Source organism: Arthrobacter sp. HLT1-20 (genome assembly GCF_054510895.1).
On sequence record NZ_JBTNDR010000012.1, the window covers coordinates 1 to 25,672 of the forward strand.

General features: G+C 57.8%; 21 protein-coding genes and 3 pseudogenes. 14 read left to right on the forward strand and 10 right to left on the reverse strand.

All coding sequences use genetic code 11. The annotated features are described in order from the left end of the window. Positions 1–293 precede the first annotated feature (293 nt). Positions 294–662 (forward strand): hypothetical protein, encoded by a 369-nt coding sequence (locus tag ACX80Q_RS08390; protein ID WP_459330076.1) that lies wholly within the window; start codon positions 294–296, stop codon positions 660–662. 116 nt (positions 663–778) lie between these two features. Then, the gene (locus tag ACX80Q_RS08395; RefSeq protein ID WP_459330077.1) at positions 779–2,488 is read left to right on the forward strand and encodes a sensor histidine kinase; all 1,710 of its coding nucleotides are present in this window, start codon (positions 779–781) and stop codon (positions 2,486–2,488) included. 149 nt (positions 2,489–2,637) lie between these two features. Here ACX80Q_RS08395 and ACX80Q_RS08400 read toward each other — a convergent pair whose 3' ends face one another. Further along, positions 2,638–3,183: an alternate-type signal peptide domain-containing protein gene (locus tag ACX80Q_RS08400; protein ID WP_459330078.1), complete on the reverse strand. Its 546-nt coding sequence runs from the start codon at positions 3,181–3,183 to the stop codon at positions 2,638–2,640. A 375-nt stretch (positions 3,184–3,558) separates the two neighbouring features. Here ACX80Q_RS08400 and ACX80Q_RS08405 point away from each other — a divergent pair, with 375 nt between their 5' ends. Genes ACX80Q_RS08405 through ACX80Q_RS08415 form a run of 3 tightly spaced genes read left to right on the forward strand, consistent with a single transcriptional unit; the run spans position 3,559 to position 5,033 of the window. Next, the gene (locus ACX80Q_RS08405; protein ID WP_459330079.1) at positions 3,559–3,927 is read left to right on the forward strand and encodes a hypothetical protein; all 369 of its coding nucleotides are present in this window, start codon (positions 3,559–3,561) and stop codon (positions 3,925–3,927) included. A gap of 9 nt (positions 3,928–3,936) precedes the next feature. Next, positions 3,937–4,428, forward strand: a complete 492-nt coding sequence (locus tag ACX80Q_RS08410; protein ID WP_459330080.1) for a VanZ family protein — start codon at positions 3,937–3,939, stop codon at positions 4,426–4,428. Continuing rightward, positions 4,425–5,033 (forward strand): arsenate reductase/protein-tyrosine-phosphatase family protein, encoded by a 609-nt coding sequence (locus ACX80Q_RS08415; RefSeq protein WP_459330081.1) that lies wholly within the window; start codon positions 4,425–4,427, stop codon positions 5,031–5,033. The genes ACX80Q_RS08410 and ACX80Q_RS08415 overlap by 4 nt, the downstream gene beginning before the upstream one ends. A 191-nt stretch (positions 5,034–5,224) precedes the next feature. Here the strand turns inward: ACX80Q_RS08415 and ACX80Q_RS08420 are convergent, their stop codons facing one another. From ACX80Q_RS08420 to ACX80Q_RS08445, 6 genes and pseudogenes are all read right to left on the reverse strand, one after another. Further along, positions 5,225–6,556: an oligosaccharide flippase family protein gene (locus ACX80Q_RS08420; protein ID WP_459330082.1), complete on the reverse strand. Its 1,332-nt coding sequence runs from the start codon at positions 6,554–6,556 to the stop codon at positions 5,225–5,227. A 1-nt stretch (position 6,557) separates the two neighbouring features. Next, positions 6,558–7,844, reverse strand: coding sequence for a hypothetical protein (locus ACX80Q_RS08425; protein WP_459330083.1), 1,287 nt, complete (start codon positions 7,842–7,844; stop codon positions 6,558–6,560). Between the two features lie 2 nt (positions 7,845–7,846). Further along, on the reverse strand, positions 7,847–8,878 hold the full coding sequence (locus ACX80Q_RS08430) for a hypothetical protein (RefSeq protein ID WP_459330161.1): 1,032 nt from the start codon (positions 8,876–8,878) through the stop codon (positions 7,847–7,849). A gap of 11 nt (positions 8,879–8,889) precedes the next feature. Continuing rightward, positions 8,890–9,552, reverse strand: a pseudogene (locus ACX80Q_RS08435) (WecB/TagA/CpsF family glycosyltransferase); the annotation flags it as partial. After that, a complete protein-coding gene (locus ACX80Q_RS08440; protein ID WP_459330084.1) occupies positions 9,549–10,433 on the reverse strand; it encodes a polysaccharide pyruvyl transferase family protein in 885 nt (294 codons plus the stop codon). The pseudogene ACX80Q_RS08435 and the gene ACX80Q_RS08440, both read right to left, overlap by 4 nt. Further along, a complete protein-coding gene (locus ACX80Q_RS08445; protein ID WP_459330085.1) occupies positions 10,430–11,170 on the reverse strand; it encodes a hypothetical protein in 741 nt (246 codons plus the stop codon). The genes ACX80Q_RS08440 and ACX80Q_RS08445 overlap by 4 nt, the downstream gene beginning before the upstream one ends. A gap of 618 nt (positions 11,171–11,788) precedes the next feature. Here ACX80Q_RS08445 and ACX80Q_RS08450 point away from each other — a divergent pair. The 6 genes and pseudogenes from ACX80Q_RS08450 to ACX80Q_RS08475 all read left to right on the forward strand — a co-directional run. Beyond that, positions 11,789–12,040, forward strand: a pseudogene (locus ACX80Q_RS08450) (Wzz/FepE/Etk N-terminal domain-containing protein); the annotation flags it as partial. 375 nt (positions 12,041–12,415) lie between these two features. Beyond that, positions 12,416–13,264: a CpsD/CapB family tyrosine-protein kinase gene (locus ACX80Q_RS08455; protein ID WP_459330155.1), complete on the forward strand. Its 849-nt coding sequence runs from the start codon at positions 12,416–12,418 to the stop codon at positions 13,262–13,264. Between the two features lie 100 nt (positions 13,265–13,364). Then, positions 13,365–14,768, forward strand: a complete 1,404-nt coding sequence (locus ACX80Q_RS08460) for a sugar transferase (RefSeq protein WP_459330086.1) — start codon at positions 13,365–13,367, stop codon at positions 14,766–14,768. 38 nt (positions 14,769–14,806) lie between these two features. Beyond that, positions 14,807–16,120, forward strand: coding sequence for a UDP-glucose dehydrogenase family protein (locus tag ACX80Q_RS08465; RefSeq protein ID WP_459330087.1), 1,314 nt, complete (start codon positions 14,807–14,809; stop codon positions 16,118–16,120). A gap of 4 nt (positions 16,121–16,124) precedes the next feature. Beyond that, entirely contained in the window at positions 16,125–18,023 is a 1,899-nt protein-coding gene (locus ACX80Q_RS08470; protein ID WP_459330088.1) for a DUF4012 domain-containing protein, read from the forward strand. 179 nt (positions 18,024–18,202) lie between these two features. After that, positions 18,203–18,829, forward strand: a complete 627-nt coding sequence (locus tag ACX80Q_RS08475) for an LPXTG cell wall anchor domain-containing protein (protein ID WP_459330089.1) — start codon at positions 18,203–18,205, stop codon at positions 18,827–18,829. A gap of 99 nt (positions 18,830–18,928) precedes the next feature. Here ACX80Q_RS08475 and sufU read toward each other — a convergent pair whose 3' ends face one another. The 3 genes and pseudogenes from sufU to rfbA form a co-directional block, all read right to left on the reverse strand. Continuing rightward, positions 18,929–19,390: a Fe-S cluster assembly sulfur transfer protein SufU gene (sufU, locus tag ACX80Q_RS08480; RefSeq protein WP_459330090.1), complete on the reverse strand. Its 462-nt coding sequence runs from the start codon at positions 19,388–19,390 to the stop codon at positions 18,929–18,931. 5 nt (positions 19,391–19,395) lie between these two features. Further along, a complete protein-coding gene (locus ACX80Q_RS08485; RefSeq protein WP_459330091.1) occupies positions 19,396–20,706 on the reverse strand; it encodes a SufS family cysteine desulfurase in 1,311 nt (436 codons plus the stop codon). 126 nt (positions 20,707–20,832) lie between these two features. Then, positions 20,833–21,712 (reverse strand): annotated as a pseudogene (gene rfbA / locus ACX80Q_RS08490) (glucose-1-phosphate thymidylyltransferase RfbA). Between the two features lie 50 nt (positions 21,713–21,762). Between rfbA and rfbB the strand changes: the two are divergent. The 3 genes from rfbB (at position 21,763) to ACX80Q_RS08505 (ending at position 25,662) form a co-directional block, all read left to right on the forward strand. Beyond that, on the forward strand, positions 21,763–22,854 hold the full coding sequence (rfbB, locus tag ACX80Q_RS08495; protein WP_459330092.1) for a dTDP-glucose 4,6-dehydratase: 1,092 nt from the start codon (positions 21,763–21,765) through the stop codon (positions 22,852–22,854). Next, positions 22,855–24,276 carry a sugar nucleotide-binding protein gene (locus ACX80Q_RS08500; protein ID WP_459330093.1) on the forward strand — a complete coding sequence of 474 codons (1,422 nt, stop codon included), beginning with the start codon at positions 22,855–22,857 and terminating at the stop codon, positions 24,274–24,276. Between the two features lie 78 nt (positions 24,277–24,354). Further along, entirely contained in the window at positions 24,355–25,662 is a 1,308-nt protein-coding gene (locus ACX80Q_RS08505) for a UDP-glucose dehydrogenase family protein (protein WP_459330094.1), read from the forward strand. Positions 25,663–25,672: the final 10 nt, after the last annotated feature.

Sequence of the window (25,672 nt, forward strand, 5' to 3'; positions counted from 1 at the left end):
AGCAATTGCGCCCTTAGCCATCTTGTTCATATCAGATCCCCTTGTTCGTGTTCTCCTCAGCAGGCCTTCCTGCCGATGAGTTCAACAATGCCGCCCCCAACTCAAGAAACAGCACCAAAAACCCGGAAGATTACAACAAGAAAAACACAAGATTAAGGTGGCTCTTGTGGACGCTGCCCCAACTCAAGAAACTCTCAAGCTGGCGGGAGAAATATGCCCCGCTAGGAGGGTGTCACCGGTTACAGTGGGGCTCTAAGAATCATTGGATCGCGTTTTTTGGGGGACTGCGAATCATGCCATTTCAAGGACTGCCTTTGGTGAGTATTGCCGTGCTCCACGAGCTTGAAGAGTCTCTGGACGGGGAGATCTCACTGTGCCAGGGCTTTGTGGTTACGTTCATCAGCATGTGGGGCCCTCGGTTTGATCGGCTGTCCACGGCCATTGCCGAGCAGGACACGGACCGGGCCATGGATGCAGCCTTGAGCCTTTGCACCTCCAGCCACATGGTTGGTGCCCAGCGACTCAATCTCTTGACCCTGGATCTCATCCAGGTACTCAAGAGCAGCCAGCCGAATCAGGCAACAATGGCGTTGCCTACCCTAGGACATTGCGGGGAGCAGACCATGGGGGAACTTTCCAGGTGCTACCTCAAGCCCCAATGAGCTGGCCCAAGCAACCCCCAGGCTGGTCACTAAACTTCTCATATTCCCAAATATGGCATTATCGGTACATGCAACGCGATGCCTGACGGTTGCCATGTTGAAGGATGGAAGCCCCCATGAGCAACCCCGGTAATCCGCAGAGACCTTTCCGCTTCTTGGGCTCGCTGCAGCCCCTGCGCCGGCGGGTGTTCCTCACCCAGTTGCCGCTGACACTTGTCATGGTGGTTTCCGTAGTCATTGCCGCAGTCTTCTACCCTTCTTCCTTCCGTGAGCCTTTGTTCATCGCCTCCTTGGCCATGCACGTGTTATTGTTGGCGGCAGCCTTCGGAGTCCCGTGGGAGAGGCTGCCGCGGGGGGCTTTTTTGATCATCCCGTACCTTGATTTTGTGGCGATTGGCCTTTTCAGGGGCGGCAACCAACAATTCCTGACAGCCGTGGGCTTGTTGATCTTCTTCCCCGTGTTCTGGCTCGCTTCCTCGGGGATCGCCCGCAGAACCGCCGTGGTGGTCAGTGTGACGGCAGCGTTGCTGATCGTGTGGCTTCCTGTGCTTCTGACTCCTGGTGGTTTCACGCTGGAGCAGTTGGCCAAGCCTCTGCTGTTTCCGCTGGTGGTCCTTGCTTACGCCACCACTGTGGTTGCCGTGACCAACACAGTCAACGTGCAGCGCAAGGCATTGGAAGCCAAGGATGTGGAATTGCGTGCAGCCTTGCATGCCAGCCAGCAGCGCGAACGGCTGCTGGCAACAGTTGTGGACACCGTGGCCGTTGGTGTGGTGGTGGTTGACGCCGAGGGCAATGACATGCTGATGAACGCCACCCAAAAAACTCTGCACACCCATGCACTTCCTGCGGATATTGCCGATCCGGAGGAAAAGGAGCTGCTGGTATTCTCCGTGGACGCTGTCACCTCCTTGGAGGCAGAGGAGCGCCCCGTTCGCCGGGCTATTCGGGGCGAGGCATTCACCAACTTTCAAGTGTGGCTGGGCACGGGAGACAAAGCCAGGGCAGTCTCCACCGCCGCTCGGCCCATCCTGGATGAAGATGGCTCCTTCGACGGCGCGGTAATTGCCTTCCATGACATCACTGAGATGATGGCAGCCTTGGAGGCCAAGAATGACTTTGTGGCGAACGTTTCGCACGAATTCCGCACTCCGCTGACGTCCATCCAGGGCTACTTGGACATGGTGTTGGAGGAGCCGGAGCAGCTCTCTGCCGAGGTACGCAGCTACCTGACCGTCGCATCACGCAATGTGGACCGCCTCAGTTCGCTGGTCTCTGATCTGCTGACCACGGATTCGGTGACGCTTCAGCTGAGCCGGACGGATTTTGCATCACTGATCTCAGAAAGTGTGTTCTCCGCGGCACCGGCTGCGGAGATGAACAAGCTCACGCTGCGATCGGAGGTGGAAGGGCCGCTGGAGGCTTTCATCGATGTCAGGAGAATTGGACAGGTCTTGGATAACTTTGTCTCCAATGCCGTCAAGTACTCCCCCGACGGCGGAACAATCACCGTGCGTGCGTGGGCCGATGGTGCGGATTTGTGGTGCCAGGTTCAGGACACTGGCATGGGCATGAACACCGAGGAACAGGCCGAGGCTTTTACCAAGTTCTTCCGGGCCAGGTCCGCCATGGCGCGGTCCATTCCGGGCATTGGGTTGGGGTTGATGATTTCCCGAACCATTGTTGCCAAGCATGGGGGCACCATTAGTCTGCACAGTGAGCCAGGATCGGGTACCACCATCGGCTTTGTACTGCCAGGAGCCCTGTCAGTGGGGAAGGGCACTCGTGGCATGCAGACAGGCTATGTCCCCCATATCGCTTCCTGACATCTCCGCTGGCAGCCGTCGCCACAACTGATCCGGTCAAGGGGTGGTGGTGTGTTGGAATGGGGGGATATCCAACACACCACCGGATGGGGCATGGTCGCCGGGGCAGCAACATGCCCCCGTCTCAGGGGTCTGTGGTGCTGTGTGGTTTAGAGGCCGTTGCTGCCGGCCGGGGCCAGCTGCGTGAGCTCGTAGCCGATGGCGGAGAAGTCGTAGTTGGAGTTCACCGAGTCACGGTTCGCCGTTGATTCCTTGAACGCGAACGTGGTGGTCGCAGTCACCGTGCCGGTATCGGCAGCGTGAAGGGTGGTGGCCGGCAGAACCGCACCATTAGCAGCGTTCTTCAGGGCAGTGGTGGAAACAACAGCGTTCGCATCAAAGCCGTTATTGGCGGTGTCGCCAGTAACCTTCAACGTGGCAGCCATCAAGTCACCGCTGAGTGTCACATCCAACTGCTGGGTGTACGTCAACGTCTCACCGGGAACAACCTTGTAAGCGGCAATATTCGTGATGGTCTCACCAGCGGAGTCCGTCCACGCACCAGCAGAAACCGGAACCAGGTTCAAATCACCGGAAACAACCGAGCCCATAGAGGAATTCTGCGCCTGGTTCCAGGTAGCCAACGTCCCGCCACCACCTGCCAGCAAAATAACGCCTACAGCAGTAGCAATTGCGCCCTTAGCCATCTTGTTCATATCAGATCCCCTTGTTCGTGTTCTCCTCAGCAGGCCTTCCTGCCGATGAGTTCAACAATGCCGCCCCCAACTCAAGAAACAACACCAAAAACCCGGAAGATTACAACAAGAAAAACACAAGATTAACCTTCAGCTCACATCCAGACTCAAACCTCAAGTTGGGGTGCGGATCTGAAAAAATCCCCGCCGTTCCGGGAGTACGGCCTCATCACGCCGGCGGCTGCGGACCCAAAGACTGTCCGTTTGTATAAGGTTTGGTCAAGTTTCCATGATTTGAGCAAAAACCCCACAAATTCCCGCAGGCTGGCGATAGTCTTGAAAAGGAATCCGGCAGCAGCTGGGTCAGCAAACACCGGCAGGAGGCAGGAGCAAAGCATGAGTGTTACAGCATTGCCACTAGTCTGCACCGCAACGTTGCACTCCCTTGAGGAGTCCCTCGACGGTGAAACTGCGCTCTGCCGCAACTTTGTGTGCCGCTATGTAGATATGTGGCCCGGACGTTTTACCCGGATACATGAAGCTGTCTCGGCTGGCCAAAGCGAGGCCGCCATGGATGCAGCACTGAGTCTGCGCAGCTCCAGCATGATGGTGGGCGCCGCGCGGCTCGGAGAGCTGACCAGCGATCTCATCAGGGCGCTGGAAGCGGGTTGCAACTCAGCAGCCTCAAAAAAACTTGCGGCATTGCGCCGCTGTGGGAACCAAACCGCGGGCCAGTTGTCTGCAAGCTACGTCAATGTGGCGTAACGTTTCAATGTGACCCGCACCAATAAAACTCTCCACCGCTTGGCTGTTGGCCTCATGGCCGCCTATTTGGTTGCGCTTGCCCTCATAGTCTTTTGGCCCACGCCCGTGGATAGGCCCGCGGCCGGATCACTTCATCGGGTCATTGCCTGGCTTCATCTCCATGGCATGCCAGCATTCATTGACTATGCGCAGATCGAGTTTTCCGCGAACATCCTCCTCTTTGTGCCCATGGGCATCATTGCCGCTGTGTGGACCAAGAAAGCTTTGTGGGGACTGGTCATAGGATTCCTGACCTCCTGCACCATTGAGCTGAGCCAGTCGCTTTTCCTCGCGGCAAGGTTCCCCTCCATGCTGGACGTCCTGGCAAATACCCTAGGCGCCGGCATCGGTGCGGGGATTTACTACTTAGCCCACCGCAGCCCGGTGGTCGAGCCCGGAACGTTGGTCGAGCCCGTCGAGACCCCGGTGGTCGAGGCGCCGGAAGGATCATCGAAAAAATGAGCACCTCTCCCCCGTTCCGGATATTAACCGTATGCACCGGCAACATCTGCCGCTCGCCCATGGCCGAGCGGCTCCTGCAGCACGGTCTTGACCAGGTTTCGCCCGGAGCGTTCCAGGTGACCAGTGCTGGCACCAGCGCCATGGTGGGCCACGGCATCGAGCCTCATGTGGAGGGCTTCATCCGGGTCATGGGAGCACCGGCGGATAACTTTGCTTCTCGCCAGCTGACATCTGCGATCCTGAAGGAACAGGATCTGGTACTGGCACTTACCCGAAGGCACCGCAGCCGGATTGTGGAGATGCACCCGGCATTGTTGAAGAGGACGTTCACTCTTCGTGAGCTAGCCAGAATTTTGCCTCACATCGAGGTTCCACCAGGATTGGGCCCGGCTGAACGCTGGGAAGCCATGATTCCGCTGGCAATGCGTGCACGCAGCCAGTTCCGTTCTGCTCCTGAGGATGACGACGTGGTGGATCCATACAGGCGGCCGGATGACATTTATGAGCAGATGAGGCGGGACATCGCATTGGCTTTGCGGGCCGTGGAGAAGTGGCACTTCGACGGGAGCCGCTTCCATCCGCAAGCAAGTCCGCCAATTTGGTGAAACACCATTCTCCAACTTTCCTCCATTGGCGGTAAGGCATCAGGGAGCGACACGAAGAAGCCTCATCCATAGGTCATACCGTCCCGATTTCCGTAGGGAACATATGCGGCTGCAAGCGCACGGAGCAATGCCAGAAGTCATAGAATAGTCGCGGCAACAATGGCCGCCACGACTAAACATTCGTCTAGATATCATGAGTCCTTGCGACTCAATTTAATTATTCCCTTAGACTTGAGCACCAACACTCGAAAATCATTTAGTCGCGGTATGTAGAAGTCCATGGCGTGAATTTTCAGCAGGCGCATTGCAAAGTATATATTCATATTTGAAGCCACCAAGTTGCCAATCAGAGTCGCGAAGGCTGCACCAAAGGCGCCAAAAGGGGGAAGAAGAAACACCAACAGGACAATATTGATCACGGCAGCAATGAGCAATGATGTACTGCGTTTCCCAGGGTGCCCTCGCGAGCTCAAAACAGCGCCAGCGACTGATCCGGGAACACCGGCCACGTTTGCAAACACCAGCATCGCCACCAATGCCATGGCCGGCGCGAACTCTTCGCCGAAGAGAGATGTAAACCAGAATGGCATGCTCCCGACAATTACAATGCCCATTGCTGCCGATATCAAGAGGCTGCAACGAGCACTCAGAGTCGCCCGATCGGTACGTTGTTGGGCTGAATCCGAAGCCAACGTCACGTCTCTCACGGCATTGTTTGCAAGTAGCGATGCATCCGAGACGTTCACGGCGACCACGTAGTATCCCAATTGTGAAACACTGGATAACGGCGTCATAATGACCTGCGCCATACGTGTCAAAAGAACGCCGGACAGTGAACCAACCCATATTCGCATCCCATAGCTCAGGACCTCCTTCAGCGGGAGTCGCGGGAGATCAGTTTGTTTCCAGGTTGACCGATCACGCAGTAGCACCGTGTAGGTGAAACCGCTCGCTACCGCCGACACAACAGTTACAACCACGGCAGTCAATACTGTGAGATTACCTGTCCACATAAGGACGACAAACGAAACGAGCTTTAGAAACTCCGTCAGGCACCTCTCTATAGTGACCAACGTCCAACGATGGAGCCCGGATGCGAGACCACGTAACACACCGACGATGAGTGTCGCTGGGAGCATCGGCGCAACCAAGAGCACTAAACTTGTCAGCCCCGGATCGGACCCTGCAAGAATAGACGCCGTCAACATGATCAATAGAGAGCCGAGTAACCCAACAAGAAGCTGAATAGTAATTATGGGCCGCAATAGATATGCAACTGCGCTGGGAGTCGAAGCCACGAAATGAACTACTGCCTGTGGGAGTCCTAGTGCGAAAATCGATACAGCCAAGAGCAGCGGGGCAGTCGAAGCAGCTACAGCTCCACGTCCGTCCACACCGAGGGTCTGGGCCAAGATTGGCGCAGAAACGAGTGCCGCCACAGGCACGAAAAGATAACTAAATGCGGTCAGGGCCATATGCCGACTGACATTTCCAGGATCGTTTGCTTTGATTAATGTCGCCATCTTAGAATTTCATCGCCAAATCGCTAGTTTCATGAACCTCATTATTACTTGGCCTACGGGCGACAGCCAAGGCGACAACGAGCCACAACAAAGAAGTAGCAGAACTCTGCAGTGTTCCGCCGCTGTAGGATTGAAAGATAATGAAAACCGCTATGAATGCAACGACCCCACCAGGCACAGCCCGAATTCCCCCCATACGTTTAGTCGTGACAAACACGATCATGGCTAGAAAGTAGAGAAGGGTCGGAACCACGCCAATTTCTACTGCATAGGTGAGCGCAGCGCTTTCGAAACTCGTCGTGAGACCCGCTGCTGCCAGCAGGTCGTAACTGTGCGTGGCGCCACCACCGACAATCAGATAGTCAGGCCATACCTGTCCAAAAAGGTCATAGGCCAGCAACCGTACTCTGGTGGATCCAGAGTCATCTGCAAAACGGCTGAATGCACCCCCGAGGACCCCACCCTTTAGCGTAAGTGTCACAGCAACACCGAGCACACCCATCAGTACCAGGCGAGGCACCCATCCGATCTTGCCAGCCAAAAGTATCCATGCAAGAACAATTGCACCAATGATGACCCCCAGCCTCGATCCTGTCATCACCACTGTCAGCAAGAACAACATTGGCAGGGTGACACGTAGAAATCGGCTGCGAATCCCAACAGTGAGCGCCATACCAGCGCACATCAGCATGGACAGCATCAATGGGTGATCGGTTGATCCAATAACTCTTTGAATCCCGGAAGACCACCAATATTGGCGCTCATAGTAGGACTCAAATAGGAGGACAGCCCCCGTCAAGGACTGCATCACTGCCAGCCCTGCCTGGGCCGTAGAGATCGCCAGTACCAAGTTCCGCAACCACCCGGCAAGAAAAGGCGATCTTTTTTGTTCCGCCAATACCAAGACAGCAAAGATTATTGGGCAAATGAAAATATACACAATGGAAGTAATTCCGCGGACACCTGAACCAGCGATGGTCGTTAAAAGTGCGACAAAGATTACTATACCAATAGTGGCGAAAGCTCCCCGGTTAGCACGCATGACCTCAGCAATCCCGTTGTTCGGCATAAGGGCTCGAAGGGCAAAAATCACCAAGACCAGCCAAGATGCGGGATGCATACTCGGAATGGGGCCAATTCCAGAACCAGGTATGCCAGTCACAAGATCGGATGCGATCCAGGGGATTGTGAACCATAAGGTCGGAACAAATAGCAGCGGGATATAAGAGCGACGACCACTCGCCACAACAATAAAGGCGCAAATCAATATCCAAATTACAAATTGCATATTTAGACTGAAGTTCCTGAACTAATGTCAATTGAAATAATCTCGGTCAATTCAGGAGAATAAGCTAACCGAATCATGGCGTCATTCCCATCTCCAACATGATTCTTCTTGAACAAGGCGTCTCGCTGCGACCGCAAGAGCATCAGATAGTGCTTGGGTGATGTTGACACTTGACGAGTACGCACGCCTACTGATAGAGCGGTGGCGTGTAGCCATATGTCGTCAGCACTCCAGAACGTGGGGCTGAATTGATCTCCGCGCCGACGAAGCTCCCTGAGTACAGACGGGGGATAGATCACACCGCCAGTCCCTGTGGAGAAGATGCCGAAGGATGGATCGCTTGTATCCGCAAGTTTCCACCTTGAGTAGGAGTCAAGGACCCTCGGAACGGCGGTAGAAGAAACCACCATCTGGCGGGCTCGATGAGAGACGATGCACTCATCGGAACTCAGATAGACAGAATACAGGCTCTCAAGCCAATCAGTCGGGTAGAACATGTCGTCATCTGCAGTAGCAAGCGGCGTCGTGCTCGTATCGCTACTGGAGGCGACATATGGGTAGTACTTCTTGTGAGGCCCAAAGTTGATACAGGGAAGAATTTCCAAGCCTCGAGATTGCAGCCGCCTGAGCGAGCCCGGAAGATTTTCCATTGCTTCCTTTTCGTCCAGCCACAGGATTATTCGGCTTGGACGGACCCGCCCTGCTGCAATGCTCTCTATAGTGAGAAAGACACTATTTACCCTTGCCCCGTATGAAGTCAGTGATACCACGACTTCTGCCGATCCATGGCAGGATTTTTTACTAATCCAGTTCTTCAAGGTGAACCGCATCGTTAGCCAAACCATGGCCGCTAGACGCTGTGCCCTCGACAATAGGCGGCGAATCCCGCGTTGTTTGATCCCCGCTGTCATCGTCCCACCCGGATCAAGTAGGCAGTGTGAAGAAAGGCCGATCGCATAGCGATGTTCACGAATCGAGGTCCTTTCACCAAATACCGAGGTGCAAGTCTCCCGAATTCCTGAGAAAGCCTCCACAACCATTCCAGCCCGGCCCGCTGGGCAAGAATCGGAGCCCGCTTCTTGGTCTCAGCCGCAAAGTCCACGGCAGCTCCAGCGCCAATGTATACGGCTGCCGGCAATGTGTCTCTCCAGTGGAGAAACCATGACTCCTGCTTTGGGGCACCAAGACATAAAAAGACCACGTCAGGCTTGTAGTCGTGCAGGATCCCAACCGCGTGACTGCCTTTCGGGTCTTTCGCGGAACTCAGCATTGGCATCGAAACAGCTTCAATCAATGCCTCAGGATAACGGCGGCGTAGGTTGCGTGTAGCGAGACCTAGCACCCGGTCGTCACCCCCTGTAATGGCCACGCGCCATTTTCGGTCTGCACTGACTGCCGAAACGGACTCGATAAGGTCCGCTCCCGTGACCCTATGCAGATTCTTGGCCCCAAGAGCGCGAAGGGCCCAGACAACAGGCATTCCGTCTATGACTCGCAGCGATGCATGCTCATAGGCAGGAGTCAAAGGGAATCCGTCATGAAGATCGATTACGTGGTCAATGTTGGCTGTGACCACAAGATGTGCCTGGTCGTCCATCGCCAAGATACTTATACGGTCCAAAGCCTTCTCCATGTTTCCCTGCAAGACGGGCCTATCAATCAGAAAGGGCTTTCCTTGGCGGACACTCAGGACGTTGCGCCGGTTCATCGTCGTTCACCTTCGGTGGCTTTGAACATGTTATTCAAGACAGGATCCAGCTGACCAGCGATCGCTTCAGTCTCACATGCGGTGTCTGAAATGAGGGTACTCAATGACTTCTCGGTCAAATTTCTGACAGCCATCCGTGACGGTTCGATAGAGAACATGGACAGGTAATCCTTGAACTTGAAATCAGGTTCCCCGCTATGGTCATCAAATGAGACTAAGGAAGTTGGCGTGCCGTACGAGTGTGCGAAGATAAAACCGTGCAGGCTGGATGTAGCGACAAAATCGGCTTGACTTACAGCCCTAGCAACGTCTGCAGGCGCTGAGTTCGGCAAGACCACGGACCAGCCATCATTGGAGAGCGCTTTGAGTGACTTCAGACCATTGCGATGATTCAAGACCTCGAAGTGCGGTATCAGTACGCCACCCCTCCTATGCCCGGTCGGCACTGGAGAAGATGAGAAGACGGTCCGCGCCAGGAGCCCCGGATCCCCAATCGCCAGATCTGAACTGAGGCCAAGCGACTCAGCCGTAAGCCTGCCGCGTACACCGACAATGTTGGCCACGGGGCTCAGTGAGGTCCCGTGAACGAGCGGGCGTCTGAGACCAGATCCGACAACGGTTCCATCGAAGCCAGCCCGGACGGCTGTGTTGAGAACAGAACCGACACCAAGGTATTCAGCGGACTTGGCAGTCGCCCTGGAAAATGTTTTTCCAGTCAACTCCTGAAGAAATGTGTGGCTGACTTCGTCACCAAAATTGGAAATCGATCCATTCTGCTTGGCTAGTCGTGTCCAGGCCAACCCATACTTGCTGCTGCTGATGGCAATGTCGCGAGGCGTTGAAAAAGGCCGCCACCAATAGAGAGAACTAGTGGCCTTCATCCGTTTTTATTCCCTTGCGCCTGAATCTTCAATCCGAGATCTGCGACAACAGAATCGGTCAGCAGCTGCAGTTCATCCAGGAAACCCTGCTCCCGGTGCTCAGGCGCAGCCGTGGCCCGGGGAAGGAACATCTTGCGAATTCGGAATCGCACCCGGTCAAGCAACGGTGATCTCAGGTCTGACTTGAGTGGCCCAGTGAAGTGACGGATATGGTCAGCCATGTCGCGGTCATAGGAGTTGTTCCAACGACCTTCAATGACATCGACGCCTCCGATTAGTGACTCGATATATATAATGTTGCCGTTCTCGAATCGAAGATTTGCACGCGCATCCGCCGGAATATCTTCAACCGCACTTGCTAGTACTCGTTCAAAGAAACTCCGACTGGCGTTCGCATTCGAAGCAAAAATGACACCGGAATTGAGACGACCACTTCGCCCGAGTGCCATGCAGATCTGCTCGTCGGATCCTGACAAAACGTCGACGAAGCTCGGCGCCGAAGTCGAAACTCTGCAGTCGGCGTCAATGTAGGCAACTGCATCGTAGCCTGCCTCCATCGAAGCCGACAGGAGCGTCACCTTTAGCCAAGCAGCTAGAGCGGGGTCGCCTACTGTCGGCTGAGTTGCCACACAATAGTCAGCTCCGATACGGGCTGCGTATTGCCGCTGCGACTCGAGGCAGGTGCGATATCCAATGTCGTACCCATTCAATGCGATACTGAACACAAGAATCTTCATTTATCTCCTCTGATAATGGACATCTACGGGTGTTCTGCGATGGTCAAACGAATTCATTACGAGCCGTCTCCAAGAACTACTAGATGGTCACGGATGGAAGACTTAATTTCTCTTCCAATCGAACACTCCGGCCCTAATACCTAGGCTGCAAAAATTGGTAATTGACAGCTCTAACATATCAATGCAGTCACACAATTGTGACCATACTCTTTATGGCTTAGGTGGCCGGCCACAAGTAGTTTGATTGCTGCAGGATATCCAGCTCGTCTTTGAATATTGTGAAACATGACTCCCCAGGGAAACGGGGGGATTTCCTTGCATCTATTGGGCACCTACCGCAGCAATCCGGATCAATTCAGCCCAGATGGATAGGATGTACTAGGAAGCTCGCCCATTTGGATAGGTCAAATAGTAGGAGTCCTATCCGAAAAGAGTGAATTGGATTCATTGCATCCCCGGGAATCTTACCCTAGCACCGCAGTCAAAAGTCAAACCGTTCCAGTAGGTGTCACGGCTTGGTCCTGTGGGCTGTATAATCGATCAAACGCCGCGGGGATTATTGATTCTTGAAATCACGCAACAAATTCGACGACAGCTTCTATTCGGGGGAACCCTTTCTTGGAACTACGGGATAATCTACTCATTCTGCGACGCAACTGGATTATAATAGTTGCATTCACCCTAGTTGGCTTGCTCCTAGGGGGGTTAACATCGGCACTCACGCACCCCGTTTACACAGCTAAGACGCAACTCTTCGTAGCAACCCATAATTCTGGCACTGTCCAAGATCTTCAAACTGGAAACTCTTTCATACAGGCAAGGGTTTCCTCGTACGTCAAGACGGCCACGACGCCAACTGTCTTGCAGCCTGTCATCGACACTCTTGGACTTGCCTATACACCAGATCAGCTGGCATCAAAAATTACAGCTGCGTCTGACCTAAAAACTGTCCTCATTTCCATATCAGTGGAGGACGGCTCCCCCGTTCAAGCTGCGGCGATTGCCCAGGCCGTTGCGAATAGCTTGGTAAAGACCGTCGACAGCCTTGAGAAGCCGAATGATGGAGGACTATCCCCAGTCCGGGTGTCTGTGGTGACACCCGCCACTGCGCCGGCCGCTCAGTCGGCGCCGAATACCAAGATAAGTCTGGCACTCGGTTTGGTAATTGGCTTGGCCGTTGGCGTGGTCACTGCCTTGCTACGAACCACGCTGGATACCCGCTTACGGAACGAGCGCGACCTAAAATTGATTACACAAGTTCCAGTCCTGGGCGGAATTGCCTTTGATCCGGCCGCTACCAAGAATCCGCTGCTGACCGATGGCTCGGGCCATGCCCAGAGGGCGGAGTCCTTCAGGCAGCTGCGCACCAACCTGCAGTTTGCGCACGTCAGCCACAAGAGCAAAACAGTTTTAGTTACCTCATCACTGCCTGGCGAAGGTAAGACCAGCACGGCAACCAACCTGGCCATTGCCATGGCAGAGTCCGGCCAGACAGTGGCACTGGTTGACGCAGATCTTCGCCGACCAATGGTGGCCACCTACTTGGGGCTGGAAGGCCAAGCTGGCCTCACCACCGCACTCATAGGTCTGGCGGACGTCCAGGATCTGATGCAACCGTGGGGTAAGAATGAACTTCATGTGCTGGCATCAGGACGAATCCCACCGAATCCAAGCGAACTTCTGGGTTCAGTAGAGATGAAGCAATTGATCGAACGTCTTGAGGGCGCCTTCGACGCTGTGGTTATAGATGCGCCGCCACTTCTGCCCGTCACAGATGCTGCTGTACTGGCGCAACAGGTGGGCGGCGTGCTCATGGTGATTGGCTGCCACTCAGCCAAGCGGCCAACGGTTGAGAAAGCCTTCTCAACATTGAAACTGGTGGATGCAGACGTTTTGGGAGTGGTCTTGAACCGAGTTCCCACCAAGGGTGCTGATGCCTACTCCTACAACTACTACGGCTACATCAGCAATCCTGCGGACACTGGGCAGCAAAAACCTCCTGTACCCAAGGAAACTGACGCTGAACCCGGCGATGCCTTCGATGAGATCTTGCAAGGCAGGTCAACGCGCCGCGCCAATCAAGACCGCGGCTAACAACCAGCCAGTCGATGAACCGATGCAACCGGCCTCGGCCGGTCTCATTTCCAACCAATTCCAAGTGTGGGGAAAATTGTTGAATAGCAGAAACTGGCGCGTGGACTACGTTCGCCGGATCGGCATTGTGGATGCTGCTGTTGTCATCTGGGCCATGGTGGGTGCGCATGTGATCCGTTTTGGCTTGGACGGTGACGTCCACATCTCGGGTGCGCCATACATCCTAATTACAGTCCTATTGCCATGCGCCTGGTGGTCCATGCTGGGAGCTTGGGGCAGCCGCGAACCCCGGATCCTCGGTTCAGGCCCAGACGAGTATAAGCGCGTCTTTGCCTCGAGCCTGTGGCTCTTTGGCTCCTTGGCCATATTCTCGTATGCCTTCCAGGTTGACCTGGCGCGCGGCTATGTAGGAATAGCGTTCCCCGTCGGTATTGTATTTCTGGTTGCCGGCCGGTGGATACTGCGCCAACACCTGAACTTTGAACGGACCAAGGGAGGCAGCGCCGCCACCGTCCTGTTGGTAGGCGGACCCCGAGCCGTTGGCCATCTTGTTGAAGCGCTGCGGCGTTCTCCCCAAGCTGGCTACTCTCCAGTGGCTGCATACCTCCAGGGACCGTCTGACCAGTCAATCGTGGAGGCCCCGGACTTTCCGGTCTATCGTGGCAACCCATCTGCCGGCGACATACTGGCAGCAGTGCACTCAAGCGGCGCGGATACTGTTGCGCTCACAGCAGGCCTGCACCTCAGCCCCGTGACGATGAGGGAGCTGGGCTGGGAATTGGCAGCGGCGAATATTGGACTTATTGTGGCGCCGGCACTGACGGATGTTGCCGGCCCGCGCATCCATACTCAGCCTGTAGCGGGGCTGCCCTTAATTCACGTCACCACGCCCAAGCTGGAGGGCGGCAAGAAGGTGGCCAAGCGTGCGTTTGATCTTGCCGCCTCATCGATCCTGCTGGCCATGTTGTCTCCTGTCATGCTGATTGTTGCCATCTGCATTAAATTGGACAGCACCGGGCCAATCTTTTTCCAGCAGGAAAGAGTTGGGCTGCTGGGCAATCCATTCATCATGCAGAAGTTCCGTTCAATGGGTGTTGATGCCGAGCAACGGCTGGAGGAACTGCAAGAACACAACCAGGGAAATGGGGTCTTGTTCAAACTGAAGGCCGATCCCCGGATTACCCGCGTTGGGGCCACCTTGCGCAAGTTCAGCCTTGACGAGCTCCCTCAACTCCTGAATGTGCTTTCAGGTTCCATGAGTCTGGTTGGCCCTAGGCCACCGTTGGCAGTTGAAGTCAATGCCTACGAGGAACACGTTCGCCGCCGCTTGTTAGTCAAACCGGGTTTGACCGGCCTGTGGCAGGTTAGCGGCCGCTCCAACCTGTCATGGCAGGATTCGGTTCGGCTTGACCTCTACTACGTGGAGAACTGGTCTCTGGCCGGCGATCTCATCATTCTCTTCCGCACCGTACAAGCCGTGGCAAAACGCGACGGCGCCTACTAAAAGTCCGCACAATCATTTGTCCCGAAGAAGGTAATGCAATGCAAGTATCTGTAATTGGCTGTGGCTACCTTGGCGCCGTCCACGCTGCCTGCATGGCCAAGTTGGGCCATGACGTGGTAGGCATCGACGTTGACGAGCGGAAAATCGCGGAACTGGCGGCCGGCAAAGCTCCGTTCTTTGAACCAAGCTTGGATGAGTTGCTGCTGGAAGTTCAAGCCACAGGCAGGCTGACGTTCACCACGGACATGTCCGCAGCACAGGGCCGTGAAGTGCACTTTATATGCGTAGGAACTCCCCAGAAAAAAGGGGAGAATGCGGCAGATATGAGTTACGTGTATGCTGCAACACGCGCATTACTCCCCCACCTCAGCGCCGGAGATGTGGTGGTTGGCAAGTCCACTGTGCCTGTTGGAACAGCCGCGCGTCTTGCCGAGCTGGTAGTTGAGCAACAGCCGGACGCCCACCTTGCCTGGAACCCCGAATTCCTGCGCGAGGGACATGCTGTGAAAGACACGCTCACGCCGGACAGATTTGTGTACGGTGTCCCCGGAGGGAACGAGGATCACCCGGCGGTGGCGGCCCTTGATGACGTCTATGCAACACCCTTGTCTATGGGTACACGCAGACTGGTTGCCGACTATGCAACAGCAGAATTGGTCAAGGCAGCCGCGAACTCCTTCCTAGCAACAAAGATCTCCTTCATCAACGCCATGGCTGAGGTTTGCGAGGCCGCTGGCGCTGATGTCACGGTCCTGGCCGATGCCATTGGCATGGATGACCGCATTGGCCGGAAGTTCCTCAACGCCGGCATTGGCTTTGGCGGCGGCTGCCTGCCCAAGGACATCAGGGCGTTTATGGCACGCGCCGGGGAACTCGGCGCTGACCAGGCGCTAACCTTCCTGCGTGAGGTTGACGCCATCAACATGCGCCGGCGTACCCGAACCGTGGAACTGACACGGGAGCTATGTGGCGGCGTCCTCATGGGCCAGCACATCACAGTTTTGGGTGCTGCCTTCAAGCCGGACAGCGACGATGTCCGGGACTCCCCAGCACTGAGTATTGCTGCCCAGCTACAGCTTCAAGGGGCCGTAGTGACAGTTGCAGACCCGGAATCCTTGCGCAACGCGGCCCGCCGCTTCCCTGAACTGAACTATGAGTCCGATACGGAAACGGCATTGCGCAATGCCGACGCCGTGCTGCTCCTGACCGAATGGCAGCAGTACCGTGGATTGGACCCGCATGAAACGCTCAACTTGGTGCGGAATCCGCGTATTTTGGATGGCCGGAACGTCCTTGACCCGCAAAAGTGGCGCGCGGCTGGCTGGACCTACCGAGGCGTAGGGCGGCCCTGACACCATGACAGAATCCTTGGAAACTGAAACAGATCCAACTGCCACCGATATGCGCAGGCGCCGGACTCGGCAGCCACAAGGCCAGGGCAAGTCCCGGCGTCGCCTAGTCAATGCGGGCATTGTTGCTGCCGTGTTGGCGCTTCTACTCGGCGGCGCCGTTGCATGGCTCGGTGTTCAAGGAGGCAATCTCAAGGATCATCTGCAGGCCACCACGGAGTTGCTACCTCAGTTGCAGAAACAGCTGGCTGACAATAATTCCACGGGAGCAGCCGCCACGGTGGACACCTTGGCGGCTCACACCGCAGCTGCCAAGGCTGCAGGCACTGATCCGCTGTGGAAGGCTGCAAGCGCACTGCCCTGGGTGGGCCCAAACCTTGAGGCGGCCACGACTGTTGCCGTCACGGCGGATGATGTGGTGCAACTTGCTGCCCGGCCGCTGCTGGGTGTGTTTGGCTCCTTGGATTGGAAGACTCTGACCCCTGCCAATGGCAAGGTTGGGCTCGAGGCCATTGATGCAGCAGCCCCCAGCGTGGTTTTGGCCGCCAATACTGTGCAGCTCTCCCATGAGCGGCTCGCCCAGATCGACAAATCCCGGATTATGCCCCAGATAGCTGAGCCATTGGTTGCCGCTCAGGACCAATTGGCGCAGTTGCGGGGAACACTCAATGTGGCGTCCAAAACTGTTCGCCTGCTGCCCGCCATGATGGGCGGGCAGGAATCCAGGAACTATCTGCTCCTGATCCAGAACAGTGCTGAAGTCCGGGCCACCGGTGGCATCCCTGGCGCATTGGCCGTGCTCAATGTTGACCATGGCACCCTGAAGTTGACCAGCCAGGACTCAGCCTCGGCAATGGGTGCTTTTGATCCCGCACTCAAAGTAGATACGGCCCAAGAAGCCATCTACACGAACCGGCTGGGCAGCTATATGCAGAACGTCAATATGACGCCGGACTTCCCCACCGCTGCCACCACGGCCAAAGCCATGTGGGAAAAGAAACATCAAGGTCAGGTCATCGACGGTGTCATTGCGTTGGATCCCTCGGCACTGGCCTTGGTCATGAGGGCAACGGGGCCAGTTGACGTTGGCTCCGCCATTCCCACGGGCGTGGATGTTGGCAACCTGCCCACAAAGCTAACCAGCGTCAACCTGGTGCAGGCGCTCCTCTCCGATGTGTATGCAAACATTGAGGAGCCGGCGCTGCAGGACGCCTACTTCGCTGAAGTGGCCAAACGAATATTCTCAGAGTTGTCCTCCGGGAAAACTTCTGGGGAGAAGCTCGTTTCCGCATTGGGCGAAGGCGTAGCGGAAAACAGGATTAAGATATGGTCGTCCCGCGCTGACGAGCAAAATCTTCTGGGCACACAGCGAATTGGCGGAGCCATTTCCGGTCCCAGTGTTGCGCCGGCATCCTTTGGCGTGTACTTCAATGATGGAACCGGCGCCAAAATGGACTATTACGTGAAGCGAACCGTTCAGCTGCAGCAGCACTGCACGGGCGGTGGGTACGGTAAATACACTGCAAAGATCACCCTGACCAACACTGCCCCGGCGGATGCCGCAACATCCTTGCCTAAGTACGTCACAGGTGACGGCGTGTTCGGCGTGACCCGCGGTCATGTAGCAAGCAATGTGATTGCCTACGGCCCAGCTCAGGCCCGCGTAGAGGTGGCCCGTGTTGACGGCAAGCTCAAAGGGCTGGGATCCTTCACGCACGCCGACCGCCCCGTGGGCATTGTCCGGGTGGAACTTGCTCCCGGCCAAAGCACCACCGTGGAGTTCGACTTTGCCAAGGTAGTTCAGTCGAGTAAGGCTCAGTTAGACGTCACACCCACTGTCCAATCGTACAAAGATGTGCTCCTGCCAACGGTGGAAGCTACCAGCTGCGGAGCCGAAAAGCCGTGATCCACCGCGAAAAAGGTGCATTTACGCGGCAACTTTAATATCACCATTTTTGAAAAGATGAAAATCAGCCAAAAGTCAGTTCGTGGGGGTCACCCGGAACTGATACGCTCGAAAAAGATTTATGGTCTCCGGGGGGAGATTATAGGCATAAATCACCATTCCAAGTGGGGGAATACTCAATGAAAAAAACCTTGTCCGCTCTGGCGCTTGCCGGAATTCTAACCTTCTCGTTGGGCACTGCAGCGGCTCAGGCTGCTCCCGACTACCCGGCCCCGGCTCCACCCGTCGTCTCAGGCGGAACAGTGGCTCCGGGCCAACCGTTTACCTTTGCAGCAGCCGGCTTTACACCCGGTGAAATTGTTGATGTAACCGTCACCCAGACCAGCCCCGTTGCTGGCGGGGCCCTGGGCTCCTTGGGTGGCGGCGTGTCAATGGCTGTGCCAATGATCGTCCGCCCGGCAGCTCCGCAGCAGTTCACAACAACGGCAGCAGCTGACGGTTCCTTTGCAGTTCCCATCACCTTGAACGAGGGTGGCACGCACACCCTGACGGCCACGGGCCGCACCTCCGGCAAATCCGTCAGCCAGGTTGTCAAGGTTGTTGACCCTGCTGCTGGTGGTGGTACCGGAAACGGTGGCTCCGGCACGGGCAAAAACGTTGCCGACGGCGAAAAGGGTGGCCTAGCCAACACCGGTATTGATACCGGTGTTCTGGTGTGGTCCATTGTTGGCGCTGGCGCACTTGCCGCCGGTGTTGGCACCGTGGTGGTTTCACGCCGCCGCAGCCGCAGCACGATCGACGCGTAGCAGCACTAAATCATCTCCGGGTTCGCCCGGGAACATTGATGGCCCGGAGCCCCTGCTCCGGGCCATCAGTGTATTGAGGGCAAGTACTGCACAGAAGAGTTAGCTGGTCTGATTCAGCGCGTCCTCGGCGGCAACCCAGGCCAGCATGGCGCACTTGACCCTGGCCGGGAACTTGGACACTCCTGAGAGCGCTGCGGCATCGCCCAGTATTTCCTCGTCGGCCTGCAGTTTCCCGCGGGAACGCATCACCTCGCGGAAGCTCTCAATCAGGGAATGCACCTCGGCCCGTTCCAGGCCAACCACCATTTCACTGAGGATGGAGGCCGACGCCATGGAAATGGCGCACCCGTCCCCCGCCCAATGAATCCCGGACACCACATCATCGGCCGTTTCCAGGCGCAGTGTGATCTCATCCCCGCACACCGGGTTCAGCTGGTGGCACTGCCCCACGTTCTCCGGCAGGTGCAGTCCCTGCAAGTGCTCATCCGGCAGGTCGGCACCATAGCGGGCCTTGGACTGCTCCAAAATGATTTGCTGATACAGCGAATCCAACGAACTCATGGTGCCTATGCTCCGTTCACGCCGAAGTAGCCGCGCACCCCGGCCACGGCGGCCAGGAACGCGTCAACTTCTGCTGTGGTGTTGTACAAATATGTGCTGGCCCGGGTTGAGGAGTTCAAGCCCAGGCGCCTGTGCAGGGGTTGGGCGCAGTGGTGGCCCACGCGGACGGCGATCCCTGCAGCGTCAAGGTACTGGCCCACGTCGTGTGCGTGCACCCCTGCCACCTCGAAGGCGGCCAGGCCTGCCCGGGGGATGCCCGAGGGAGGACCCAGGACCCTGATGCCCTCGATGGCTTCAAGCCCGCGCACCAGGCGCTGGCCCAGTGCCGCTTCCCACTCGTGGATGCGTTCCATGCCCGTCTCGCGCAGGTAGTTGGTGGCGGCGGCCAGGGCAGCGGCCTGGGAGATGGGCTGAGTGCCAGCCTCGAAGCGCTGCGGCGCCGGCAGGTACCCGGCCTCTTCCATGGTGACGGTGGTGATCATGGACCCGCCGGTGAGGAACGGCGGCATGGCATCGAGCAGTTCCGCACGGCCATACACACCGCCAATGCCTGTGGGGGCCAGCATCTTATGGCCGGAGAATACGGCGAAGTCCACGTCCAGCGCCTTCACATCCAGCGGCAGGTGTGGTGCCGATTGGCAGGCGTCCAGGACCACCAGCGCACCCACTTCATGGGCCATGGCGGCCAGCTGGGCCACGGGGTTGATGACGCCGGTGACGTTGGAGACGTGGGTGAAGGCCAAGACCTTGGTCTTAGCCCCGATGAGTTCAGCTGCGGCACCCATGTCCAGGGTGCCGTCGTCGTGAATGGGGATGAAGCGCAAGGTGGCACCCGTGCGGCGGCACAGCTCCTGCCAAGGGATCAGGTTGGCGTGGTGTTCCATCTCGGTCACCAGCACCTCATCCCCCGGGGCCAGGGCAAACTTTTGAGCGGCAGCGGAAACCTTGCCAACGCTGGCGTTGCCAAAGGAGTATGCAATCAGGTTGAGCCCGGCAGTGGCGTTTTGGGTCCAGACCAGTTCGTTGTCAGCGGCGCCAATGAACGCGGCAACCGTGCTGCGGGCGTCCTCAAACACATCAGTGGCGGCAACGGCCAGGGTGTGGGCGCCGCGGTGCACGGCGGAATTACGCTGCTCGTAGTATTCCTGCTCTGCCTCCATGACGCTGAGCGGATTTTGTGAGGTGGCACCGGAGTCAAGGTACACCAGCGGCTGGCCGTTGACTTCTTGGTCCAGGATGGGGAAGTCGTTGCGGATGCGCAGAACCTCGTCATTGCCCAAGGGGACCAGGTGATCATGTTGCGTGGATCCTGTCACCAAAATTGTGCTCCTTCACTAGCGCAGCAGGCCGGTGTTCGGCCGGCAGGGGACACAACTGAATACGTCACATCCATCTCACCTAATTGTTGCACTCTTGGGCGGGTCAGGCATCTCAGGTTCGGCTTACTCGAGCAGGGTCAGCAGGTAGCTCCCATAGCCGCTCTTCATGAGGTGCCCGGCCCTTTCCCGCAGCTCGTCATCGCTGAGGAATCCCATGCGCCAAGCCACTTCCTCCGGAGCCCCAATCTTGAGCCCCTGCCGGTTTTCTACTGTTCGCACAAACGTTGAGGCGTCATTGAGGTCGCTGAAGGTACCCGTATCCAGCCACGCCGTGCCGCGCGGCAACAATTCCACATGCAAATCACCGCGCCGCAGGTACTCACTGTTGACGTCGGTGATCTCCAGCTCGCCCCGGGCAGAGGGCTTGAGGTTCTTGGCAATCTGGATCACGTCATTGTCATAAAAGTACAGGCCGGGCACCGCGTAGTTACTGCGGGGCGCAGTGGGCTTTTCCTCGAGTGAAATGACAGTCCCGTGGGCATCAAACTCCACAACACCGTAAGCGGTGGGGTCCTTGACCCAGTACCCAAAGATGGAACCGCCGGTGAGGTACTCGTGCTTTTGCAGCTCGGCCCCCCAGCCCCTGCCCCTGCCCGTGCCCGTGCCCGTAGAAGATGTTGTCCCCCAGCACCAACGCAACCGTGTCATTGCCAATGTGGTCCTCACCCAAGATGAATGCTTGGGCCAGGCCGTCGGGCGATGGCTGTTCCATGTACGTGAGGTTCACACCAAATTGGGAACCGTCACCCAACAGCCTGTGGAAGTCGGCGGCGTCGTGCGGGGTGGTGATGAGCAGGATGTCCCGGATGCCCGCCAGGATCAGTGTGGACAGGGGGTAGTAGATCATGGGCTTGTCATACACCGGCACAAGCTGCTTGCTGATGCCCAAGGTGATGGGATGCAGCCTGCTGCCCGTGCCTCCGGCGAGAATGATGCCACGCATTTTTACCGTCCTAACACCAATTGCTGCGTTGATGGAACTACGCTGGGGTCATGATGAGACTTCTGGTTACCGGTGGTGCTGGTTTCATTGGGGCTAACTTTGTCCACTATGTCATAGCTCACACCGATTTTCAGGTGACTGTACTGGATAAATTGACCTATGCGGGGCACAAATCCTCGCTGGCCGGGCTGCCGGCGGACCGGCTGGCATTTGTCCACGGCGATATTTGCGATTCCGGGCTGGTGGATTCGCTGGTGTCCACGGTTGATGCCGTGGTCCACTACGCCGCCGAGTCCCACAATGACAACTCGCTGGCTGACCCCTCCCCCTTCCTGGCCACCAACATCATGGGCACGTACACGCTGCTGGAATCAGTGCGCAGGCACGGGAAGCGGTTCCACCACATCTCCACCGACGAGGTCTATGGCGACCTGGCCCTGAATGATCCCCAACGCTTCACCGAAGACACCCCGTACAACCCCTCCAGCCCGTACTCCTCCACCAAAGCCGGCTCCGATCTGCTGGTGCGTGCCTGGGTGCGGTCCTTCGGGGTGGCGGCCACCATCAGCAACTGCTCCAACAACTACGGGCCGTTCCAGCATGTGGAGAAGTTCATTCCCCGCCAAATCACCAACATCATGGACGGCATCCGGCCCAGGCTCTACGGATCCGGGGAAAATGTGCGGGACTGGATCCACGCCAACGACCACTCCTCCGCCGTGCTGACCATCCTGGAACGTGGGGTTCCCGGGGAAACATACTTGATTGGCGCGGACGGCGAGCGCAGCAACCAGGACGTCATCGAGGCCATCCTGACGGGCATGGGTCAGCCGGCCGACGCCTACGATCTGGTCACGGACCGGCCCGGCCATGACCTGCGCTACGCCATCGATTCCACCAAACTGCGCACTGAGCTGGGCTGGGCCCCTGCCCACCAGGACTTTGCCGCCGGTTTGGCCTCCACCATTGACTGGTACAGATCCAACGAGCCCTGGTGGCGCGGCCAAAAATCTGCCACCGAAGCCAGATACGCCGCCGCCGGAGAGCAACTGCGCTCATTAGATGCCGGGCAAGTGCCGGCTGAGCATGTGCCGTCAGGGCATGTGCCGGCTGTGCATGTGCCGTCAGGGCAGGGATCCTAGATGGCGGCCCCGGGATTCGGCAAGCAGCTTGGCTGCGCCACAACGCCCATTGCCGGAGTACTGCTTTTTGACCTCCCGGTCCATGGGGACAACCGGGGATGGTTCAAGGAGAACTGGCAGAGGGAGAAGATGGTGGCCTGTGGCTTGCCGGATTTTGGTCCCGTACAAAACAATGTCTCGTTCAATGAAAAGGCTGGCACCACCCGCGGCATCCACGCCGAACCCTGGGACAAGTTCATCTCCGTGGCAACAGGGAGCGTTTTTGGTGCGTGGGTGGACCTGCGGCCCGGCTCCGCTTTCGGCACGGTCTTCACCGCCGTGCTGGACCCGTCCACGGCCATCTTCATCCCGCGGGGTGTGGGAAACGCCTTCCAAACCTTGACCGACGGAACGGCGTACAGCTATTTGGTCAACTGCCATTGGTCCGCCGCGGCGCAGGACCGCTACACCTTCCTGAACCTGGCCGATCCCACGGTGGACATTCCGTGGCCCATACCGCTGGCGCAGGCCGAACTCTCTGAGAAGGACCGCAGCCACCCCTTCCTGTCCGGGGTCACACCCATGCCGCCAAAGAAAACTCTTGTCCTCGGAGCCAACGGCCAGTTGGGCATGGCCCTGCGGGGGATGTACGGTGAAGATCCGTCCGTGGAGTTTGCCACGCGTACGGACCTTGACCTGGCCGGGCCTGATCCGTTCGCGGGCACCGATTTCAGCGACTACGGCACCATCATCAATGCCGCCGCCTACACCTCCGTGGACGCGGCGGAGACCCCCTCAGGGCGGGCGGCAGCCTGGGCCGTCAATGCCACAGCCGTGGCAGCCCTGGCCCGGCACTGCACCCAAAACCGCATCACACTGGTGCACATTTCCAGTGACTACGTTTTTGACGGCAGCGTCCCGCTGCACTCTGAGGATGAGCCGTTTTCTCCGCTGGGTGTCTACGGGCAGAGCAAGGCCGCCGGCGACGCCGTGGTGGCCACAGTCCCCCGGCATTACCTCCTGCGTACCAGCTGGGTCATCGGGGACGGTAACAACTTTGTCGCCACCATGGCCTCCCTGGCCGGGCAGGGCATCAACCCCAGCGTGGTCAACGACCAATTTGGCCGGCTGACCTTCACCTGTGACATTGCCGCGGCCATTGCGCACCTGCTCACCACTGGCGCCGCCTACGGCAGCTACAACGTCAGCAACGAAGGTCCCGTTCAGAGCTGGGCGGACATTGCAGCAGACGTCTATGAACTCATGGGCCTACCCCGGGGCTCCGTCACGGGCGTCAGCACCGCCGACTACTTTGCCGGCAAACAAGCTGCACCCCGCCCCCACCACAGCGCCTTGTCACTGGCCAAGATCGCGGCCACCGGCTTTGAACCGCCGGTAGCCCGCAACCGGCTCATTGAATTTCTGGGCGTCCAAACGCCCTGACACCACGGCTGCACAGGGATACACTTGCCACGTAGCACCACTTAACAGAAGTCGCTGGCAGGCCTAAGGGGTCTCTCTATGTACATTTCAGTCATTGGTTGTGGTTACCTGGGTGCCGTGCATGCCGCGTGCATGGCGGACTTGGGGCACCGCGTCGTCGGAATTGACGTGGATGCCGCCAAGATTGACTCCCTCAACGAGGGCAATGCGCCCTTCTTTGAGCCGGACATGCCGGAGATGCTGGCCAAGGGGCTGGCCACGGGCAGGCTGAGCTTCACCACGGACGTGTCAGCCGCCGCGGAGTGCGACGTTCATTTTCTGGCGGTGGGCACACCGCAGCGCAAGAATGAAAAGGCTGCGGACCTGCGCTTTGTGGACAGCGCCATTGAGAACCTGATCCCGCACCTGCGCCCAGGCGCCATTGTGGTGGGCAAGTCCACTGTTCCCGTGGGCACTGCGGCCCGGCTCACCGAACGGATCCACCAGGACTCTCCCGATACGGTGGTGATCTGGAATCCCGAATTTCTGCGCGAGGGATTCGCCGTGGCAGACACCTTGGCACCGGACCGGCTCGTTTACGGTCTGCAGCCCGGCAACGAGGACGCCGCCTTGGTGTTGGATGAGATTTACGCTTCCGCACTGAACGCCGGGACGCCACGGATCATGACCGATTTTGCCACGGCTGAACTGGTCAAGGTGGCGGCCAACGCCTTCCTCGCCACCAAGATTTCCTTCATCAACGCCATGGCGGAGGTGTGCGAGGTGGCCGGGGCCGACGTGGTCCAGCTGGCCGACGCCATCGGGCACGATCCACGCATTGGGCGCCGCTTCCTCAACGCCGGGCTGGGATTTGGTGGAGGCTGCCTACCCAAGGACATCCGCGCGTTCATGGCCCGGGCCGGTGAGCTGGGTGCGGACCAGGCCCTGACATTCCTGCGTGAAGTTGACTCCATCAATATGCGGCGCAGGTCGCGCACCATCGATCTGGCCCGGGAAGTGTGCGGGGGCAGCTTGCTGGGCAAACGCATCGCCGTGCTGGGACTTGCGTTCAAACCCAATTCCGACGACGTGCGGGACTCCCCAGCCCTGAGTGTGGCCGCACAGCTGCAGCTTCAGGGCGCCTCGGTGGTGGCCACGGATCCCAAGGCGGTAGCCAATTCGGCCAAACGGTTCCCGGAACTGGTGTTTTCCGAGTCGCTGGAGGAGGCCGTCACGGGTGCCGATGTCATCATGCTCCTGACCGAGTGGCAGGAGTATGTTGAGCTGGATCCGTTTGAGCTGGCGGCATTGGTTGCGGATCCGGTCATTGTTGATGGCCGCAACTGCCTGGATCCAGCCAAGTGGCGGGTGGCCGGCTGGACGTACCGCGCCTTGGGCCGCCCCTAGCCTTCGCTGC

Coding starts and splice junctions, on each gene's coding strand:
- ACX80Q_RS08425 (WP_459330083.1), bottom strand. CDS start 7,844: ATGCAATTTGTAATTTGGATATTGATTTGCGCCTTTATTGTTGTGGCG.
- ACX80Q_RS08390 (WP_459330076.1), top strand. CDS start 294: ATGCCATTTCAAGGACTGCCTTTGGTGAGTATTGCCGTGCTCCACGAG.
- ACX80Q_RS08445 (WP_459330085.1), bottom strand. CDS start 11,170: ATGAAGATTCTTGTGTTCAGTATCGCATTGAATGGGTACGACATTGGA.
- ACX80Q_RS08405 (WP_459330079.1), top strand. CDS start 3,559: ATGAGTGTTACAGCATTGCCACTAGTCTGCACCGCAACGTTGCACTCC.
- ACX80Q_RS08395 (WP_459330077.1), top strand. CDS start 779: ATGAGCAACCCCGGTAATCCGCAGAGACCTTTCCGCTTCTTGGGCTCG.
- ACX80Q_RS08475 (WP_459330089.1), top strand. CDS start 18,203: ATGAAAAAAACCTTGTCCGCTCTGGCGCTTGCCGGAATTCTAACCTTC.
- sufU (WP_459330090.1), bottom strand. CDS start 19,390: ATGAGTTCGTTGGATTCGCTGTATCAGCAAATCATTTTGGAGCAGTCC.
- rfbB (WP_459330092.1), top strand. CDS start 21,763: ATGATGAGACTTCTGGTTACCGGTGGTGCTGGTTTCATTGGGGCTAAC.
- ACX80Q_RS08500 (WP_459330093.1), top strand. CDS start 22,855: ATGGCGGCCCCGGGATTCGGCAAGCAGCTTGGCTGCGCCACAACGCCC.
- ACX80Q_RS08440 (WP_459330084.1), bottom strand. CDS start 10,433: ATGAAGGCCACTAGTTCTCTCTATTGGTGGCGGCCTTTTTCAACGCCT.
- ACX80Q_RS08465 (WP_459330087.1), top strand. CDS start 14,807: ATGCAAGTATCTGTAATTGGCTGTGGCTACCTTGGCGCCGTCCACGCT.
- ACX80Q_RS08400 (WP_459330078.1), bottom strand. CDS start 3,183: ATGAACAAGATGGCTAAGGGCGCAATTGCTACTGCTGTAGGCGTTATT.
- ACX80Q_RS08420 (WP_459330082.1), bottom strand. CDS start 6,556: ATGGCGACATTAATCAAAGCAAACGATCCTGGAAATGTCAGTCGGCAT.
- ACX80Q_RS08470 (WP_459330088.1), top strand. CDS start 16,125: ATGACAGAATCCTTGGAAACTGAAACAGATCCAACTGCCACCGATATG.
- ACX80Q_RS08415 (WP_459330081.1), top strand. CDS start 4,425: ATGAGCACCTCTCCCCCGTTCCGGATATTAACCGTATGCACCGGCAAC.
- ACX80Q_RS08505 (WP_459330094.1), top strand. CDS start 24,355: ATGTACATTTCAGTCATTGGTTGTGGTTACCTGGGTGCCGTGCATGCC.